Origin of the sequence: Elizabethkingia miricola, assembly GCF_001675285.1 — a bacterium.
Taxonomy (GTDB): Bacteria; Bacteroidota; Bacteroidia; order Flavobacteriales; family Weeksellaceae; genus Elizabethkingia; species Elizabethkingia miricola.
Map to the genome: position 1 here is coordinate 711,488 of NZ_LSGQ01000030.1, position 18,835 is coordinate 730,322.

Annotated in this window: 19 protein-coding genes; 6 read left to right on the forward strand and 13 right to left on the reverse strand. The window is 36.4% G+C overall.

Annotated elements, in window-relative coordinates; translation table 11 throughout:
* Positions 1–18: 18 nt before the first annotated feature.
* Entirely contained in the window at positions 19–408 is a 390-nt protein-coding gene (locus ATE49_RS17795) for a DUF4293 family protein (protein WP_034869951.1), read from the reverse strand.
* A gap of 168 nt (positions 409–576) precedes the next feature.
* On the opposite strand from ATE49_RS17795, the gene rho reads away from it, so the two are divergent.
* The 5 genes from rho to ATE49_RS17815 all read left to right on the forward strand — a co-directional run bounded on the left by rho (position 577) and on the right by ATE49_RS17815 (position 4,498).
* Positions 577–2,334 carry a transcription termination factor Rho gene (gene rho / locus ATE49_RS17800; RefSeq protein ID WP_065083156.1) on the forward strand — a complete coding sequence of 586 codons (1,758 nt, stop codon included), beginning with the start codon at positions 577–579 and terminating at the stop codon, positions 2,332–2,334.
* 2 nt (positions 2,335–2,336) lie between these two features.
* On the forward strand, positions 2,337–2,819 hold the full coding sequence (locus ATE49_RS17805) for a hypothetical protein (protein WP_065083157.1): 483 nt from the start codon (positions 2,337–2,339) through the stop codon (positions 2,817–2,819).
* 168 nt (positions 2,820–2,987) lie between these two features.
* The gene (locus ATE49_RS17810; RefSeq protein WP_065083158.1) at positions 2,988–3,578 is read left to right on the forward strand and encodes an RNA polymerase sigma factor; all 591 of its coding nucleotides are present in this window, start codon (positions 2,988–2,990) and stop codon (positions 3,576–3,578) included.
* A gap of 50 nt (positions 3,579–3,628) precedes the next feature.
* Positions 3,629–3,763: a hypothetical protein gene (locus tag ATE49_RS20630; RefSeq protein WP_255365527.1), complete on the forward strand. Its 135-nt coding sequence runs from the start codon at positions 3,629–3,631 to the stop codon at positions 3,761–3,763.
* A gap of 39 nt (positions 3,764–3,802) precedes the next feature.
* Positions 3,803–4,498, forward strand: a complete 696-nt coding sequence (locus tag ATE49_RS17815; RefSeq protein ID WP_065083159.1) for a YjjG family noncanonical pyrimidine nucleotidase — start codon at positions 3,803–3,805, stop codon at positions 4,496–4,498.
* Between the two features lie 154 nt (positions 4,499–4,652).
* Here ATE49_RS17815 and ATE49_RS17820 read toward each other — a convergent pair whose 3' ends face one another.
* From ATE49_RS17820 to ATE49_RS17835, 4 genes are all read right to left on the reverse strand, one after another.
* Complete coding sequence (locus ATE49_RS17820) at positions 4,653–5,576, reverse strand: carbohydrate kinase family protein (protein WP_065083160.1); 924 nt, start codon at positions 5,574–5,576, stop codon at positions 4,653–4,655.
* Between the two features lie 78 nt (positions 5,577–5,654).
* Positions 5,655–6,368, reverse strand: a complete 714-nt coding sequence (locus tag ATE49_RS17825) for a hypothetical protein (protein WP_260256196.1) — start codon at positions 6,366–6,368, stop codon at positions 5,655–5,657.
* A 38-nt stretch (positions 6,369–6,406) separates the two neighbouring features.
* Entirely contained in the window at positions 6,407–7,726 is a 1,320-nt protein-coding gene (locus tag ATE49_RS17830) for an MFS transporter (RefSeq protein WP_065083162.1), read from the reverse strand.
* Between the two features lie 4 nt (positions 7,727–7,730).
* Positions 7,731–9,185: a mannitol dehydrogenase family protein gene (locus tag ATE49_RS17835; RefSeq protein ID WP_065083163.1), complete on the reverse strand. Its 1,455-nt coding sequence runs from the start codon at positions 9,183–9,185 to the stop codon at positions 7,731–7,733.
* 166 nt (positions 9,186–9,351) lie between these two features.
* On the opposite strand from ATE49_RS17835, the gene ATE49_RS17840 reads away from it, so the two are divergent.
* Positions 9,352–10,362: a LacI family DNA-binding transcriptional regulator gene (locus tag ATE49_RS17840; protein ID WP_065083164.1), complete on the forward strand. Its 1,011-nt coding sequence runs from the start codon at positions 9,352–9,354 to the stop codon at positions 10,360–10,362.
* A gap of 52 nt (positions 10,363–10,414) precedes the next feature.
* Here the strand turns inward: ATE49_RS17840 and trpS are convergent, their stop codons facing one another.
* The 8 genes from trpS to ATE49_RS17880 all read right to left on the reverse strand — a co-directional run bounded on the left by trpS (position 10,415) and on the right by ATE49_RS17880 (position 18,831).
* Positions 10,415–11,380, reverse strand: coding sequence for a tryptophan--tRNA ligase (gene trpS / locus ATE49_RS17845; protein ID WP_059154484.1), 966 nt, complete (start codon positions 11,378–11,380; stop codon positions 10,415–10,417).
* A gap of 80 nt (positions 11,381–11,460) precedes the next feature.
* Positions 11,461–12,138: a hypothetical protein gene (locus ATE49_RS17850; RefSeq protein WP_065083165.1), complete on the reverse strand. Its 678-nt coding sequence runs from the start codon at positions 12,136–12,138 to the stop codon at positions 11,461–11,463.
* A gap of 2 nt (positions 12,139–12,140) precedes the next feature.
* Complete coding sequence (rfbD, locus tag ATE49_RS17855; RefSeq protein ID WP_065083166.1) at positions 12,141–12,998, reverse strand: dTDP-4-dehydrorhamnose reductase; 858 nt, start codon at positions 12,996–12,998, stop codon at positions 12,141–12,143.
* Positions 12,983–13,474 (reverse strand): acyl-CoA thioesterase, encoded by a 492-nt coding sequence (locus tag ATE49_RS17860; protein WP_034869967.1) that lies wholly within the window; start codon positions 13,472–13,474, stop codon positions 12,983–12,985. The genes rfbD and ATE49_RS17860 overlap by 16 nt, the downstream gene beginning before the upstream one ends.
* Before the next feature lie 70 nt (positions 13,475–13,544).
* Entirely contained in the window at positions 13,545–14,033 is a 489-nt protein-coding gene (locus ATE49_RS17865; protein WP_065083167.1) for an OmpH/Skp family outer membrane protein, read from the reverse strand.
* A 72-nt stretch (positions 14,034–14,105) separates the two neighbouring features.
* Positions 14,106–16,631, reverse strand: a complete 2,526-nt coding sequence (locus ATE49_RS17870) for a BamA/OMP85 family outer membrane protein (protein ID WP_065083168.1) — start codon at positions 16,629–16,631, stop codon at positions 14,106–14,108.
* A 28-nt stretch (positions 16,632–16,659) separates the two neighbouring features.
* Positions 16,660–17,415 (reverse strand): isoprenyl transferase, encoded by a 756-nt coding sequence (locus tag ATE49_RS17875; RefSeq protein WP_065083169.1) that lies wholly within the window; start codon positions 17,413–17,415, stop codon positions 16,660–16,662.
* Positions 17,416–17,751: 336 nt separating this feature from the next.
* Positions 17,752–18,831: a formimidoylglutamase gene (locus ATE49_RS17880; RefSeq protein ID WP_065083170.1), complete on the reverse strand. Its 1,080-nt coding sequence runs from the start codon at positions 18,829–18,831 to the stop codon at positions 17,752–17,754.
* Positions 18,832–18,835 lie beyond the last annotated feature (4 nt).

Here is an 18,835-nt window from a genome sequence, read left to right on the forward strand (position 1 = left end):
AAAAAAATCGTTGTAAGTCTACCGGAATCTGTCTACAGATTTTACAAGTTTCTCATCTTTTTTAATGTAGATGTTTGCTATAATCAAACCTACAATTGCGATGAGCGGAAATGTTAACTCAATACCCTTCTCAGGAAAACTAATTCCTCCGGGTAAGTTTAGTAGCCAGTAAGCCAATAAGCCGATCAACAAGGCGTTTATAAAAATGCTGATATTATTCAGCAATATTTGTCTTTTTCTGTTTTTATAACTGAAAATGCTTAGCAAAGAGATTAATATCAATATGACTGTTGCAATAGTTATAACAGGAGTTGTTCCTAATACGTCTACATCCTGCCCTGTATAAAATAAAAAAACAGCGGCTAATACAGCAAGAAACATCCAGATAGTTTGTATTCTTTGAAGCATCTATGCAATTAATTTATGCAAAAGTAATAATATTTTTTTGGTTTTTATAAAAAATGTGTAGATTTGCATTACACAGAATCGCAAAATGGACATTATCAATCTGATAGGTTCACTCTCATAAAGATTTTAAATTACAATTTTATACCTTACATACATTATTAATTTCATATGTTTGACATTGAAAGTCTAAAGTCAAAATCGGATACCGAATTGACGAAAATCTCAAAAGATTTAGGTATTGGTGTGAAGAAAACTTCCGATATTAACGAAAAAATTTACGCTATATTGGATTTTCAGGCATCTAACCCTCAAACGATTAAGGATTACCTCGGACCACAGGATAAAGGAAATGATGCCGGAAATGAAGAAGCTGCACAACCTAAGAAAAGAGGAAGGAAGCCTGCTGCCAAAGCTGAAGTTGTAAAAACTCCAGAACCGGCTAAGCCTGAAACGCCTGTAAAGGAAGTCAGAAAGAAGGCTGAGACTACTACTACTAAAGCTGAAGTTCCTGTAGAGGAAGCTGCCAAAGTTACCGAGGAAACTAGTCAGCCAGAAAAAAAGCAAAGAAGAAGAGTTACAAAAACTCCACCGCCTGTAGAGGCAAAAACAACACCGGAAGAAACTGCTCCGGAAGCTTCAGAACCTGTTGAAGTTGTGGCACCGGCCAAAAAAGAAACACAAGCTGTTCCTCAGCAAAAAAATAACAACCAGAACAATAACAACAATAATCAGAACAGACAACATCACCATAATCAAAACAGAAATAATGGCGATGCAAAACATTCTGAACCTCAGAAGAAGGAATATAGCTTCGATGGTATTGTAACTGTAGAAGGTGTTCTGGAAATTTTACCAGATAATTATGGATTCCTTAGATCTTCAGACTTTAGTTATATTTCGTCTCCGGATGATGTATATGTATCTACAAGTCAGATTAAGAACTATGGATTAAAAACTGGTGATACCGTAAAAGGTATTGTTCGTTTGCCTAAAGAAGGAGAGAAGTATTTCTCTTTACAACGCCCTACAGAAGTTAACGGAAGAGACCTTGCTTATATTAAGGACAGAGTCGCTTTCGAATTTTTAACGCCACTTTTCCCACAGGAGAAATTTAACCTGGCAGGAAAAAATGCAACACTATCAACAAGAATTGTAGACCTTTTTGCACCAATTGGTAAAGGTCAGCGTGCGATGATCGTAGCACAGCCCAAGACTGGTAAAACAATGTTGTTGAAGGATATTGCCAATAGTATTTCAGCAAATCACCCGGAAGCTTATATGATGGTCTTATTGATCGACGAAAGACCGGAGGAGGTTACCGATATGCAGAGAAGTGTAAATGCGGAAGTTATTGCATCTACATTCGATGAAGCTGCTGACAAGCACGTAAAAGTTGCCAATCTGGTATTGTCTAAAGCTCAGAGACTTGTAGAATGTGGGCACGATGTAGTAATCCTTCTGGATTCAATTACACGTTTAGCCAGAGCTTACAACACCGTAACTCCTGCATCCGGAAAAATACTTTCTGGTGGTGTGGATGCTAATGCGTTGCACAAGCCAAAGAGATTCTTTGGTGCAGCGAGAAAAATTGAAGGTGGTGGTTCTTTAACTATTATTGCAACTGCACTAATTGATACAGGTTCTAAAATGGACGAGGTGATCTTTGAAGAATTCAAAGGAACAGGTAACATGGAACTTCAACTAGACAGAAAAATTGCTAACAAGCGTATTTATCCTGCTGTAGACCTTATTTCTTCCAGTACACGTAGAGATGATCTGTTACTCGACGAAGTAACTCAGCAAAGAATGTGGATTATGCGTAAGTACCTTGCCGATATGAATCCTGTAGAAGCAATGGAGTTTGTAAAAAAACACATGCAGTCTACCGTAAATAATGAAGAGTTCTTAATGTCCATGAACAAATAGTCATGAAGATTTTTTTTAAAATATTACCTGCGTTTTTGCTGCTACTTTCAGTAGCAGCAAAAGCTCAGCTAACAGTACACCCAATGGTACATGCCGGATATGTTTATCAGAATCAAAGTTTTGGAGAAGTAGGCGGGCGTCTATTATTTTTAACCAACGACGATACTCTTTTCAGAGTTGGTGCAGCCGCAATGATGGGGGAGACTAATGGTAAGTTTGCTGTTATGCCAAAAGTACAGGCAGATATTTTACTAAACTTCGAAAAGAACGTAGATATTTTTCACTCGTGGTATTTTCTTCTTGGTGCGGAGAGTACGAACAAATACATTGCACCAAAAGCAGGATTTAGCCTTTTCGGGATTATAGATCTTACCGGAGGTTATGCCTTTAATTATGGAGATGCTACTTTAAACGGGAAACAGTTGAAAGGCTTTAATTTTAATCTGACTTTTAATATTCCTTTAGTAGCTTTATCTAAAAAATAGCACGATTTCTTTTATTAAAAGTTGGTGTTATTAAATAATTTTATAATTTAGCAGTTCAAACAGACAAATAATATTACTATAAGCAGAACATTTACTTTAAAACAATGAGTCGAAGAGATGGCAAATTAATTTTGCTACTGCTTCTCGGCATTTTAAAGTAAATGAATAATGAAGACACTGCCAGATAGTAAACTTATTGCTGATTTTCAAAAAGGAAATGAAGCTGCTTTGGAAATCCTCTTAAAGCGCCATCAGCGCGAAATTTTCACTTTTATTTTTTACAAATTAGGGGACGAAGACCTTGCCAATGATATTTTTCAGGATACGTTCATGAAAATTATTATTACCCTGAAAGAAGGGCGCTATAAAGATGAAGGTAAATTCTCATTATGGGCTAAGCGTATTGCTCATAATCTGGTTATAGATCATTACCGGGTAAAAGCAAAGAACTTCAAAATATCCGAATCTACTTATGATAATGATGAGTTTTCTATTTTCGATATTATAAAAGAACCTGATGCAAATATAGAAGATAAACTTATCCAGATCCAGATTAATGATGATTTGTATAAAATGATAGAATGTCTGCCGGAAAATCAAAGAGAGGTATTGGAACTCCGCTTCTTTAAAGAATTAAGTTTTAAAGAAATTGCCGAGCATACCAATTCCAGTATTAATACGACCTTGGGAAGAGTTCGTTATGCTCTTATTAATCTGCGGAAAATGGCAGATGAACATCAAATTATTCTTACGAAATAATAAATTGGAAATCGTTGCGTTATATAGATATAACAACGAAACGATTTTCTATGAAACAACTCGACTCTTTAGGAATGGCTAAATTAAAGCCAAGAAAGTCTACAATAGATTTTCTGTTAAGCTATTCCAAAAATATTAAAGTAGTAAATACACGTACTATAAAGGTTGTATTTTCTAAAAACTAACTAGCAATTTTCTTTAAATTTGTGTCTGAATTTTACAATATGAAATTTAGACACATTTTTTTTGACCTTGATAATACTTTGTGGGACCACCGCAAGAATGCATACTTAACACTTAAGGACCTTTTCAACCGTAAAGAAATAAATAGTCTTTATAGAATAGACTTTGAAGAATTTCATCATAAATACGATGAAATTAATGAGAGATTATGGGAACAGATAAGAGATGGTGAGATTGATAAAGAATACCTAAGACAACATCGTTTCTACGATACTTTCCTGTTCTTTGGTGTAGACAATACGGAATTGGCTGAGCATTTTGAAGTAAATTTCCTGGATGAAATTGTTGGTTACAACGAACTTGTAGACGGAACAAAAGAAGTATTAGATTATCTTAAAGATAAAAATTACAATATCCATATTATTTCGAATGGCTTCTACGATGTTACTCACCGTAAAATAAAAGGATCGGGGCTTACTCCTTATTTTGAAACCATAACAAGTGCAGATGATGTGGGGGTAAGAAAGCCAAATCCAAAAATATTTGAGTATGCATTGGGAAAAGCGAACGCTCAAAAAGAAGAAAGTATTCTGATAGGAGATGATTGGATTGCTGACGTAAAAGGCTCACAGGGATTTGGTATGGATGTCATTTTCTTCGATGCTTTGAAAGAAGATAAGCAAGAAGAAAAACTGAAATCTGTAAAACATCTTTTGGATATAAAAAGTTTTCTGTAATCGGAGTGTATACTTCAATTTTTGAAAAATAAGGTTATTATCCTTTCTCTAGAAATTAAATATTGCTTTAATATAGAAACGTCATAGGCTTCCAAAGCCTATGACGTTTTTCTTTAATTTCTTTTATAAAGTATGAACGATCCTCGTCAGAAATTTACAGAGGAAGCGCAGAAACCTGATGTTGGTCTCTGAATTCTGTAAACTCACCTAATGAATATTCCGGGCAGGCGCCTTCCTGTGCCGTAATAAAAGCTCCCAATGCAACTGCCTGATGCATAATCTGATGAGCAGAAGTACCTATTTCTAAACGTTTGGACAAAAAGCCTGCAAGAAAAGAGTCTCCACTGCCTACGGTATCTTTTACTTCAACAGACACTGTTGGATACAAATAGAAATTATCTTCATTGGCATATAATGCTCCTTTGCTGCCTTTAGAAATAATTATTTCCTTCATACCAAATACATCCTGAAGGTATTGTATACTGTCTTTTTCGGTAATGTAATCTTTACCCATAAAATCCAGCATCATACGAAGCTCTGCTTTGTTGAATTTTGCCAGCTGAGTTCTGTGCAACAAGTCTTTAATCAAATGTATATCGTAATAAGGAGGACGCAGGTTAATATCAAACACATTATAATCACTGGCTTCTGTTAACTCGAATAATGTATTCTTTGATTTTTCACTTCTGGCGGCCAATGTTCCGAATACCAATGCATCAGTTTCTGTTAGAAGGCTTAGATCTGCAGGTCTGGTTTCAATATAATCCCAGGCTACATGCTGAATGATATCATAATGGGCATCATTATTCTCATCTATAGTAGCTACGACTGTACTGGTAGGGTATTGGTTATTAATCTGAATCCCATTAATAGGAATGTTCCAGTTTTGGATTTTTTCCAGTAATTCACTTCCTAAGTCATCACTACCAACGCTGCTAATCATATGAGCATCTACACCCATTCCGGAAAGGTGGTAAGCGACATTAAACGGAGCTCCTCCGGCTCTTCGCTGCCCTCCCGGAAATATATCCCATAATACTTCGCCATAGCAGGCAATTTTTATTTTGTTTTCTTTCATTGTAATTATTTAATAGCCTATTCGGTTGTGAATGATATTTTTATTAAAAATAACATATTCTTTTTTATAAGAGTGTTGTTAGAATGAATATACCTGAGCTGAAAATTGTAGAAGCGCGCGATTATCTACTGGATTCCACATTCCCCATAATCCCAGCGGGATCTTGTAATTGCCTATTGACAGTGGTTTCGATATCATAAGGCTGATTTCGTTGAAGTCTGCCCTCTTCGAAAAGAAGTTGTTCTGTTCTCCGGGATTGTTTAGTGCAAAGCTGTAACCAAGTCTCCCACGTACTTCCAAATCATCCTTTTTGTATACCGGATATTCTGCAAAGACAAAAGTAGAATACTTATTGTGTGTGTTCTCTTTATTTCTGTCTCTGCCAGAGATTACAGTATTCCAGCTTAAGATCAGTGGTATACGGTCACTGATGGTATAATAAGATCTGAAATCCATGAAGCGCCCGGTCTCCCTGGCATTGTAATTAAAAAACTCTTTGTTATTGTAGGTCGCGTTAGGAGAGAAATTATAAATATCCCATAGCTCCAGTGTCAGATGTTTATTTTTGAATCCGATATAGTTGTTGAATTCTTTGTAATCGCCATTCGCTGTTCCGCCTGCCCAGAATCCCCCATAAAAATTCTTATAATCCAAATGGATGTCTCCAGTATATACGAGACCAGAGGCTACTTCTATACCTCTCCACAAGTGGTTATTACGAAGTTGTAATGCGGAGTGTATTTCCTGTCCATAAAATAATATGCTTCCTGTGATCATTGAAAAAATGATCATTAATTTAAATTTATACATAAGTGTGTCTGGCTTTAGTTTTACTGAATAATATCTTTGGGTCTTATACGAGAACCGAAAAGCGCATAGGAAAGCATAAGTAGCTCACATATAACAGTCAGGCTCCATGTCCATCTCCATGAGCCAAATATATCAGCCAGATCTCCTTGTATTAAGGTAAATACAGCACCCCCGAAAACAGCAGATATGAATACGCCAGAAGCTTTTGATGTGTATTTTCCTAAACCTTTTATTGCAAGAGAGAAGATACAGCTCCACATTGTGGAATGTAACAGACCAATAGCTACCAGATACCACAGATTCTGAGTAAGCATAGAGATGATAGCCAGTATAGTAGCCAATACGGTTGTTATGGTAAGTTGTGTTTTTGCAGAAATTTTACTGAAGAAGCTGGAAATAGCCCTGCCAACTAAAAAGCCACCCCAGTACAGTGTAGATAGTAAAGCATGTATCCCCAAGTCCATTCCGCCGATAATAATATCACTTTTACCAAAAAATGTCATTGGATGTCCGGATTCAGCAAGTTCGAATGCATGCAGATTGATATTTGCTCCAATGGCTACTTCTGTTCCTACATAAAAGAATATAGCCAATACACCTAATACAAAATGTCTGAAAGACCATATACTCCTTTCCAGCTTTTCACCAGTTAAGGCACGTGTATTGGCAATATCCGGAAGATGAAGCTTCTTAGTAATTAAAGTTACAATAAAGACCGATGTTATTAATATTACTAAAGGTAGTATTAGCTGCCGGATCTCGATATTTGCAATGGACACACCGCTGAACATAACAACTGTTACAAAAAATGGCGCTGAAGTAGTACCAATGGAATTGATAGCAGTTAAAATATTTAAACGCTGTACAGGTTGCGTTCCCGGAAGCTCATAAGCTGCAGCATAAGGATTGACAACAACCTGTATAATGGCAGCTGAAGTTCCCATAAGATAGGAGCCAATAACAAAAATTATAAAACCATAAGGCAATGCAGCATTACCAAAATGTATTGCAAGGTGTGGATACTGATAACCAAACCATGAAGAACAGAGATACATACATAAACCAGACATCATAAATAGTAAACCTCTAAGAATGGTATTTTTATAACCATAAGCATTAACCCATTTACTCCCCAGAGTACCGTTGAGCAGATAACCCAGAAAGAAAAAGAAAGAAATGAGAGTTGTAAAAGTATTTTTCAGGCTTCCGGCTTCTGCAAGGAATGTGAATTTTAATGGGGCCTGTAATTGTTCGTTTACTGTGGTAAGAAAACCTACAATAAAATAAATGAAGGTAATAATTGCAAAGGGCAATAGACTATTACGATGTTTAGTTTCCATAATTTTATGAGCTTATCTTAGGTTGAACAATAATGGATTGTAGCACAGGTTTGATCCCTTCATTTTTGATTCTTTCTGCAAAGGATATATAGGGTGTAGTGAAAGTACTTACAGTATCAAGGTTGATACTTTTGAATGCAGAAATATTCAAAAAGTCAAGAATGTTATCGCTGGAAATGAGTTTCTCATCTTCCGGGGTGATCCAGGGTTCTGAAATCTCATAAGATAAACCATTGTCGTCTACTTTGTACTTCAGGTAATGTCGATAGGCAGCAATAAGGAATGCCACTCTGGAAAGATTTTGTTCATGATTAATCATCTTAATCAGGTTAGGCATTATATAAACCGGAAATTTTGAAATGCCATCAGAGCATAATCTGCTGATCTGGTCACTTACAGAACTATTGGCAAATCTTTCAATTAAAGTTTGTTTATATTCGTCCAGATCTACACCTTCCGGAGCCGGAACATGAGGAGTAATATCAATATCCATAAAACTGCGGATAAAGCTTACAATATCTTTGTCATGCATGGCTTCATCTACTTTGCGGTATCCGGCTAAAAATGAAGGATAGGATAGCAGGGTATGAGACGCATTTAGCAGACTCAGCTTCATATTTTCGTAAGCCGTTACATCTTTTGTGAAAGTAACCCCAACTCTTTCCCATGCAGGTCTTCCGGCAATAAAATCGTCTTCTATTACCCATTGGGTAAAATCTTCACAATATACCGGAGCCTTATCTGCGATACCACTTTTTTCGTTTAGCCTTTTTACATCTTCTATTGTCGTTACAGGTGTTATTCTGTCTACCATACTGTTTGGGAATGTTACATTTTGCTGAACCCATTCTGCCAAATCTCTATCCTGAACTTCAATAAATGAGGAAAATGCATTTTGGGCAGTATTGCCGTTATGTTGAAGGTTGTCACAGGAGAGAATGGTAATGCTTCCATTACCTTTGGATTTTCGCAGACGAAGACCTTCGGCAATGAAACCGAAAACAGTAGTCGGAAATTCAGGGTTCTTCAGGTCATGTTGTATACTTTCATTATTCAGTATAAATTCGTTTGTCGCTTTATCCAGATTATAGCCACCTTCAGTAATTGTTAGTGTAATAATTCTGGTGCTGCTGTCAGCTATTTTATTCAATAGATCCTGCGGCGCTTTTACAGTCCAGATGAGGTCATTTATAGCTCCGATTTTATAAACGTCATCGTTACCATCTCTTCCACATACTGTTAAAGTATATTCCAGATCCTGTGATTTTAAATTAGTGACAATTTTCTCATCCGAGGGTAATAAGCACGCACCACATATCCCCCAGGAATATTGATCTTCATCTTTTAGCAGCTGATTTGTATAGAATGCCTGATGGGCACGGTGAAAGTTTCCAACGCCGATATGTAAAATACCCGTTTGGATAGTTTTTCGGTTGTAATAATAATCTGATACTCTCATAATTACATTGATTTTTTTAACTTAAACATCTCAAGTTTAGGACAATAAGTTTGTTGCTAAATCATTTGTACTTAAAAAAAGTATATGGGAACGTTCCCAAAATTCAGGGAACGTTCCCGGGAATAATTGTTTTTATTATTTTTGATTAAAATGTAATCACTAGTTTATGAAACGTATCACCATTAAAGATTTGTCTAAACACCTTTCGATATCTAAATCCACGATATCCAGAGCTTTAATGAATGATAAGAACGTTCATCCGGAAACGAGGGAAAAGATATTGGCAGCAGCCCAGGAATTAGGATATAAGCCCAATCCTGCAGCACTTAATCTTAGATATGGACAATCTAAAAGTATTGGTTTTGTTGTTCCGGAGATGACAACCCCTTTTTCTTCAAAAGTGCTTCGTGGTATTCAGAATATTTTATATCCGTTGGGCTATAGAGTAATTATTACGCAGTCGGATGAAAATCCTTTAATTGAAAGAAAAAATCTTCTTTTACTGGAAGAGTTTAATGTGGATGGGATTATTATTAATCCGTGTCATGAAAATTATAATAAAGATATATACCAACAAATCATAGAGCGGGGAACTCCTGTGGTCTTTTTTGACAGGATTCCTGATAATTCTCTGGATGCTTCTAAAGTAATGGTAAACGACCAGCTTAAAGCTTCTTTGATGACAGAACACTTGGTAAATACCGGGAGAAAAAGAATTGTTCATATTACTGGGCCAGACACTATACGAAATGCTGCTGAAAGAATTTCCGGCTATAAACGGATCCTGACAAAGTACAATATTTTTGATCTGGAACTACTTATAAAACCCGAGGGAATGATGTTTGAGCACGGACGGAATGCTGCCAAACAGTTGTTGGATAGAGAAATTGAATTTGACAGTATTTTTGCTTTTACCGATACATTGGCTATTGGAGCGATGAACTATCTGCTGGAACAGGGGATGAAGATTCCGGATGATGTTGCTGTTGCCAGTTTTTCGGGAACAGAACTGGCGACAATTGTATATCCACAGCTAACCAGTGTAGAGCAGCCTCTGACAGAAATGGGGGAGGTGGCAGCGGGATTAATTCTGGAACGCATAAAAGATAATTCAGCATTAAGCAGAACTGTTATGATGGATGCCGAATTAGTTTACAGAGCTTCAACAGGTAAATAAAAAAAACTCACAAGCCAAACTTGTGAGTTTTTTTATTCTTTTCATAGGTATGTTAATAACCTAAAGCTTTTCTTGTTTTGTCTAGTGTTGTACGGGCAATAACTCTTGCTTTTGCAGCACCTTGTTGCAGCTTTTCTTCCAGTTCATCCAGGTGGGACATATAGTAACTGAAAAGTTCTCTTTCTTTTGCAAAACGTTCCAGAATTAGATTAAGAAGTTCTGTTTTTGCATGTCCGTATCCAAAGTTTCCGGCAAGATATTTCTCGCGTAAAGCTTCGGTTTGTTCCGGAGTAGCGATAAGAGCATAGATTGTAAATGTCTTATCCGTTTCAGGATCCTTTGGTTCTTCAAGACTTTTGCTATCCGATTCAATAGACATAATCTGCTTTTTTAGTTCTTTTTCTGGCAGGAAGATATTAATGATATTTCCTCTGGACTTACTCATTTTGTGACCATCGGTTCCGGGAACATACTTAGTGCTTTCCTGAATTTCTGCGCCAGGCAGTACAAATACTTCTCCCATTTGTCTGTTGAACTTCTCTGCAACGTCTCTTGTAATTTCAAGATGTTGTAACTGATCTTTACCTACCGGCACAACTTCAGCATCATATAATAATATGTCTGCAGCCATCAGAATAGGGTAGTTGAACAACCCCGCATTTACATCCTGAAGTCTGTCTGCTTTATCTTTAAAAGAGTGAGCTAATGTTAATCTCTGGAAAGGGAAAAAGCAATCCAGGTACCATGTCAATTCACATGTTTCAGGAATATCACTTTGTCTGTAAAAGATTGTTTTCTCAGTATCTAAACCACAAGCAAGCCACGCAGCTGCAATCTCGTAAGTGTTTTGTCTTAGCTGTGCTGCATCTTTTATCTGCGTTAATGTGTGCAAATTGGCGATGAAAAATAACGAATCATTTTCAGGTTTTTTTGCCAATTCGATAGCAGGAATAATGGCTCCTAAAAGGTTTCCCAAATGGGGCGTTCCTGTTGCTTGTATTCCGGTTAGAATTCTCATATATTTATATTATAAATTAAGATTTATATCTCTTGATGTGCAAATTTACAGGGTTTTAGTGCGATAAGAAAATTTATTTCCTACTTTATTTCCTGATAGATAGTGGTAAGAAACATCCCGTAAGATTTTTCCAGTCGTATAATATCTCCGGATTTCAGGTTAATTCCTGCTTGTCCGTATGGATTAGACTTCACTTTGAAACCTGAGACCTGAAAGTAATTAGTGTTTTCATTATCCGAAGCAGTAAGCTTTATAGACGACCCCAGGAACTTTAATGTGGAAATGGTATAGATCTCCCCGGGATTTAATTTGATCTTTTTGAAAGAACGTTCCGGAAGCGTGATTTTTTCTTTGTTTACTCCGATTTTTTGAGAAGCCGTCGGGCTTCCAATAAGGAAAGCAATGTTGTTTTCTTCTTTTTCTGCCGATTCAGAAGGCACGTAATAAACGTTTAGGAAATAGTGATTCGGATCAAAAGGTTCCAGTTTTCCGTCTATAGTTTCAATAGGTCTTAGCTTGAATGCATTAGCCCCCATTTTCTTTGCTCTGGAATAGATATTACTAAACATCAGTGCATCATCATTGCTAAAACCACCTATTTCAATTTCTCCCAGGTATTCTGCCTTGCTGACATCCTCAATTTTATAAAGATGTTTGTCTTTATTTTCATGAATGTTAGCCATTTTAGAGATGGTAACTGATTGTGCTCCTATAACTGTAAAAGAAAGGAGAGAAAATATAAAAAGAAATTGTTTCATAATTATTTCTGTAAAATATTAATACACTCTTCCAGGCTATTTTCCCAGTACTCCGGAATTATTTTATAATCCTGTTCGATTTTGTCTAAACACATTGTACTTCGTTCCGGTCTTTTTGCAGGCGTCGGATATTCAGCAGTAGTCAAAGGTTTTAATAGGATAGAAGAGCCTGACAATTCTGCAATTTTAGAAGCAAAATCATACCATGTAGTTTCACCATAATTGGAGAAGTGATAAATTCCAAAAATCTTTTTTGGAGAACTAATGATGGTCATAATAGCTTCCGCAAGATCCGCAGCATTAGTTGGCTGCCCATATTGGTCTGCGACAATTCCTAATTCATCTTTAGTATTAAAAAGATGAAGCATTGTCTTTACAAAGTTTTTATTAAACTCTGAATATAGCCAGGAAGTACGAAGGATGATGGTATTGGGATTAGCTTCCAATGCCAGAATTTCACCTTCTCTTTTGGAGTTTCCATACACCCCGATAGGATCAGTAAAGTCGTCTTCTGTATAAGCAAGATTTGTTACACCATCGAATACGTAATCCGTTGATACATGTATAAAGATAGCATTGTTCTCTGCTGATGCTTTTGCCAGGTTTTCTACACCATAAGCATTAACCGCATATGCTTTTTCTTTTTCGGTTTCAGCAAGGTCAACAGCTGTATATGCAGAAGCGTTGATACAATATTGTGGCTGAAAATCTTCGAAGATTTTTTTTACAGAATCCTCATTTGTTATATCTAATTCAGAAGATGAGGTGAATAAAAATTCATAATCAGAATATTGTTCCTCTAATTTTTTCAGACAGTTTCCAAGCTGGCCGTTCCCGCCTGTTACTAAGATTTTCTCCATTGTTTATTTTCTTTTCTTAAAGATTCTGTTCTTTGTTCGAAGTGCTGTTCAGGAATTTCTACCCAAAAGTCTTTGAAAAACTCCATTAGTTCCGGAGAGTGGGGTACAGATCTCCTTTCCTTCATGCTAAAATAAATAGCAGTTGTCCATAGTACAGCATGTATAGCTTCATTTTTTTCATCTCTCATTAAAATTTCTACTACAGAAGTTCTTTCTCCCAGTTTTATAATTTTGCTGCTGATATTTACAAGTGTATTAGGACGTACTTCTTTTAAATAAGCAATCTGATTCTGGATGGCTACCCATGTACAGCCTGTAAGGCGGATATGCTCTTCATAAGTGAAACCATAAGTTTCTACCACGTGATCTTCACGGGCGTTAAGCATATAATCCAGATATTTTACATTATTAAGATGGCCTATAGGGTCGCAATCGTTAAAGCGTATTTTGGTTTGTGTAGTTGTTTCTCCTTTCATAAATTTTTATCAGGTACAAAAATAAAAAAACCACCGCAAAGGGTGGTTTTATTTATGATACTTTAAGAGCTTATTGAATTCCTAATTGCTTTTTAATATCAGCAGTTACATCTAAACCTCCTTTGTATACTAAACCTTGACCGTTAGCATCGAATACATATTCTAAACCTTTAGCTTTAGCTACAGCGCCAATAGCGTCGTTAAGTTTTTTATCGATTGGTGCATAAAGAGTTTCTTGCTTATCAGCAACATCTTTTTGTGCAGCCTGACCCATTTTCTGAATGTTGTCTCCTTCTTTTTGTAATTCAGCTTCTTTAGCTGCATCTTGCTTACCTCCTTTTTGGTATGCTTGTACTTTATCTTGGAAAGCTTGTTGTAATTTACCAAGCTCAGCTTGCTTCATTTTTCCAAGAGCTTCAAGTTGTTCGTTAGCCTTTTTCATTTCCGGCATTGCTGTAAGAATTCCAGCAATATCAGCGTGAGCTAATTTCTGAGCTTTGATAACAGTGAAAGACACCATCATTAATACCGCTGCGAATAATACGCTTAATCTTTTCATAGTATAATCTAAAATTTAATTTGTTTTTAATTTAATTCCTTGTTTTTTATCAAAAACTATACCTAAATAGTTTTACAGTTGTTGGTTCATTAAGAAGTGAGTCTTCCATCCGTTTGGCTGAGTTCCTCCGATTGTTTTATCGAATCCGTAAGCAAAGTCAAATCCAATAAGACCAAATGCTCCCATATAAACTCTGATACCTATACCGGCAGATCTCTTCAACTGGAATGGGTTATAACTTCCCCATCCTTGCCATGTATTACCTCCTTCCAGGAAGGTTAATGCATAAATCTTCGCTGTTTGTGACATAGAGATTGGGTATCTTAACTCGAAGTTAATACGGTTATAGATTGTACCCCCTCCGTATGGTGTAATATCCTGGTTAGTACCTCCGGTAGAAGATGCATCTTCATAACCACGAAGTGGAATAAGCTCACGTCCGTCGAAACGTCCGTTAAATAATCCTACACCACCCATATAGAATCTTTCGAATGGTGGAGCTCCAAGTTGCTTGTTATAACCATCCAGGAATCCCATTTCGATAGAACTTCTAAGTACTAATTTACCAATAATCTGGTTATAAGAGTCAGCTTTTAATTTAATTTTATAGAATTCCAACCATCTGTACTTGCTAATAGCAGACATATTGCTATAATCTTTTTTAGCGAATAAAGAATATGGAGGCGTAAGCTTCGCTGAAATCTCAAAGTCAGAACCAGAAGTTTTGAAGAATGGATCCGGACCTGCCGCATTTCTGGAGATACCTATGTTAACAGCAAAGTTGTTAGCTTCCCCGTTGTATAGCGTTTCAGTACCAAACTGGAACGGATAATTGTTAAACTCATATCGCTGGTATGATAAACCAGTGTATAGAGAGAAGTAGTCATCCGGCCAACGAAGTAGTCTGTTTAGACCTGCATTAGCAGAGAATATATTCAGCTTCTGAGCAGCACCATACTGGTCTGTATATTTAACTCTGGAATAGTTGAAACCAACTGATAATGCTGTAGGCTTTGTACCAAATAACCAAGGTTCAGTAAAGGAGATACTATAGTTCTGGAAGTACTGACCTGCCTGTGCCTGTAATGAAAGGATTTGTCCGTCACCCTGAGGGACTGGTCTGAAGTCTTTCAATCTCAGGAAATTTTTCAAAGAGAAGTTGTTGAAAGTAAGACCTAAGGTTCCGATGAAAGAGTTACCACCATAACCTGCCTGAACCTGAACCTGAGAAGATCCTTTCTCTACTACAGTCCAATGAATATCTGCTGTATTGTCTACTGCATTAGGCTTAATATCCTGTCCGATTTGCTGAGGGTCGAAGTAAGACATCCCTGCAAGATCGAAATAAGTTCTTTTAATATTTGCCTTAGAGAATAGATCTCCAGGACGTGTTCTTAATGATCTTAAGATAACATGGTCATGTGTAGTAACGTTTCCGCCCCATGTTACACGATTCCACGTTGCTTTTGTACCTTCGTGAATACGAACTTCCATACTGATGGTATCGTTCTTAATAGATTTCTCTACTGCATTTACATTAGAGAAAAGGTAACCACTATCCATATAAGATGAAGCGATATCAGAGTTATCTTCTTTACCACCTTCTTCACCTACTTTTTTCTTGAAACCTACGGAATCGTAAATATCGCCTTTTTTGTAACCAAGAAGTTTTGTCAAAGCTTCAGTAGAGAATACTGTATTTCCTACGAATGTAATATCTCCGATATAGTATTTTTTACCCTCATCTACTTTTACTTTGATGTTGTATCCTTTAGTATTACGCGAAACAGAGTCTGACACTACTCTCATATCTCTAAATCCTAAAGAGTTGTAGTAGTCTACAAGAGTCTTCTTATCTTCTTCATATTTATCTTTGATAAATTTCGAAGGCTTAAGCAAACCAAGAAGGAATCTCTTTTGTTTCGTATTTTTAAAACCGTTTTTACGAAGTTTAGATGAAGAAACGCTGTTGTTTCCTTCAAAATCTATACGGTCTATCTTAACACGTTTTCCTTTATCTACATTAATGGTCCAGTCGATAAGCCCAGGATCCTTTGCATTGATTTTATCTTCAATGGTGATCTTAGCATCCGGAAATCCTTTTGTAATGTATTGCTGAGGTACATTATGTTTTAGGTTAGTAACGAGATTCTCGGTAATTTTCATACCAGGCTTCAGGTTATTATCCTTAATAAGTTTTTCGTTTTTAGATTTCTTGATCCCTTTTCCGGTAAATTTTACTTCACCAAGTTCCTTTAAATCCTGAAGAGAGAATTTTAAGACAATATTTTGTCCTTCAATGCTCTGCACATATACTTCAACCTCAGAAAAATATTGGCTATCCCAAAGCTTTTTGATAGCTGTACTCAGTCTTTGTCCGGGAATTTCAACAGATTCACCTTTCACAAGACCTGTAAAGCGTAAAATTTGCTCAGGTGTGTATTTTTTAACACCATCTACTACAATATCTTTCAGAACATAAGTGCCCTCATTTTGAGCGACAGCTTCACTGCTCTGCGTTGTTTGCGGAGGCGTCACCTGCCCATAAAAATGAGCAGAAGCAATGAAAAGGAATATCGGTAACGATCTAAACTTCATTTTTAATGTATCTTTTCTTATATATACTCTAAGCTTTATCAGCTTCTATTTGTTCACTAGTTTTTCCATATCTGCGCTCCTTATCCTGATAGTTAAGAATACAGTTGAAGAAATCATCCTTGGTAAAGTCTGGCCAGAAAATATCCAGGAATTGTAATTCTGCATAAGCAATCTGCCATAACAGGAAATTACTAATACGAATTTCTCCGCTTGTTCTTATCATAAGATCTACAGGAGGCATATCCTTTGTATAAAGATGGCTTTCGAATAATTGATTATTGATGTCTTCGGGATTTATCTTTCCGTCTTTCGCATCTTTGGCAATAGATTTTACAGCATGAAGGATTTCATCCTGAGATCCATAGTTTAATGCCAATACCAAAGTCCCGCCTTTGTTGTTTTCGGTTAGATCCATTACATTTTGTAATTGTTCTCTTACCATTTCCGGCATTTTGGAAACGTCACCAATTACCTTCAGGCGTAATCCTTTTGTGTATATCTCATCCGCTTCATTTAATAATGTTTCAGAAAGAAGAGACATCAGGGTAGATACTTCATCTTCCGGACGGTTCCAGTTTTCTGTGGAAAAGGTATATAGCGTTAAATAAGGGATGTGAATTTCGTTACAGGCATTAATGGCATTGCGTACAGATTGTATTGCACTGCGGTGTCCATAAGTCCTTTCCTCACCACGAGATTTAGCCCAACGACCATTACCATCCATAATAATGGCAACGTGTTTCGGCAGTTTTGTCATATCAATTTTCGACTTCAATTCTTCCATAACATTAATTGCGGTAGTCCTGTGGCTTTTGTATTGAGCGAATAACAGAATACTTTAGACTATTATAACCGGAAAATTGCGGCAGCAAAATTCTACCCGTTCCGGTAAGAGAACTGATAAAGGATAAAATAGAATATTGTAGTTGCTTCATTCTGTTATTTACTATTCCGTAGAATAATTATTTATAATATCAATGGTGCAAATATAAAACAAATTTATATTAGGAATATTCATAATGTTTAGTTAAATAATCCATTAATTTTCAGCAATTATTAACGTATTTTTAGAAAAAAAGCTTTTTCCAAGTAGAACATATTTTCCTTATATAACTTTGGTCTATTCTTCAAATCTTAGTAGCCTGTTATTAAGATGTCCGGCCTTCGCATTTTCAAAGTCAGATTTTGCACAAGGCAGGCATTCTGCAATATTTGGGCTCTTTCCAAAATACCATAAATTACTAAACGTGTCGCGTTTAAAAGCAACCTCATGATCGCCGATCATAATCCAGAATGTTTCGTATTCTCTTTCTTTAGGATGGCTTCTCTGAATATTGATTCCCTCCAAAAGGTACCATATCATTTGAGCTAATAGTTGTTGGTTCAGATAGTTTTTAGTAGATGTCTGATAATTGAAGATACCTATAGATTTAAGATTTTCAGACAAACCAGCTTCTTTCATATAGGCACAAATCTCTCTTCTGTTTAATCCGTTAACCTGTGGCTGGACTGAAAAAGGCTCAGCAATACTTTCTACAGCATTACAACTAATCGTAACCAGATCCGCTTTTCGGAAGTATGGTTCAATAGGTTCTGTAGAATTCATCATCTCTGCAAGTCTGATGATATCAAAGTTTACTTCATTCATCAGCTTCACAGCATCATATTCATTAGAATGCTTCTGGAAGCCAAGGTGATGATATTTTCCTACAGGATTAGTTTCGGAGCTAAGAATCTTAGCCAGGAAATTCTTTTCTGTTAAGGTTTCATCAGAGTGATCCAGGCTGAGCATATTATTAATCTGTACATAAGTCAGATTTTTATAAATATGGTTAATGGCTGAGAATACTGAGTAAGATATATCATTAGAACCTCCTATAACAATTGGAAGAACATGCTTGCGTAAACAATATGTGAGAAGTTCCTGTAATGCAAAATGAGTGTTTTCAGGCGTTTTACCGGAAATAAAATCTCCAAGATCTGCAATAGGAACTTCCCAGTCATGTCGGGACAGCTGGTATAATTGTTTTCTTACCTCTGTGAAGTTTTTCGGAGTTGCTGTTCCTCCAGCGCCTCTTTCATCAGAACAGAAAATAAGAGCAATACCTCCTTCTTTGATTTCTGGTTTTATCATTGCCCCTAATTGCCACTTTTCAGCAGGAATATTAGGAGCAGGAATAAGAAGATCTTCAATATTCATTATT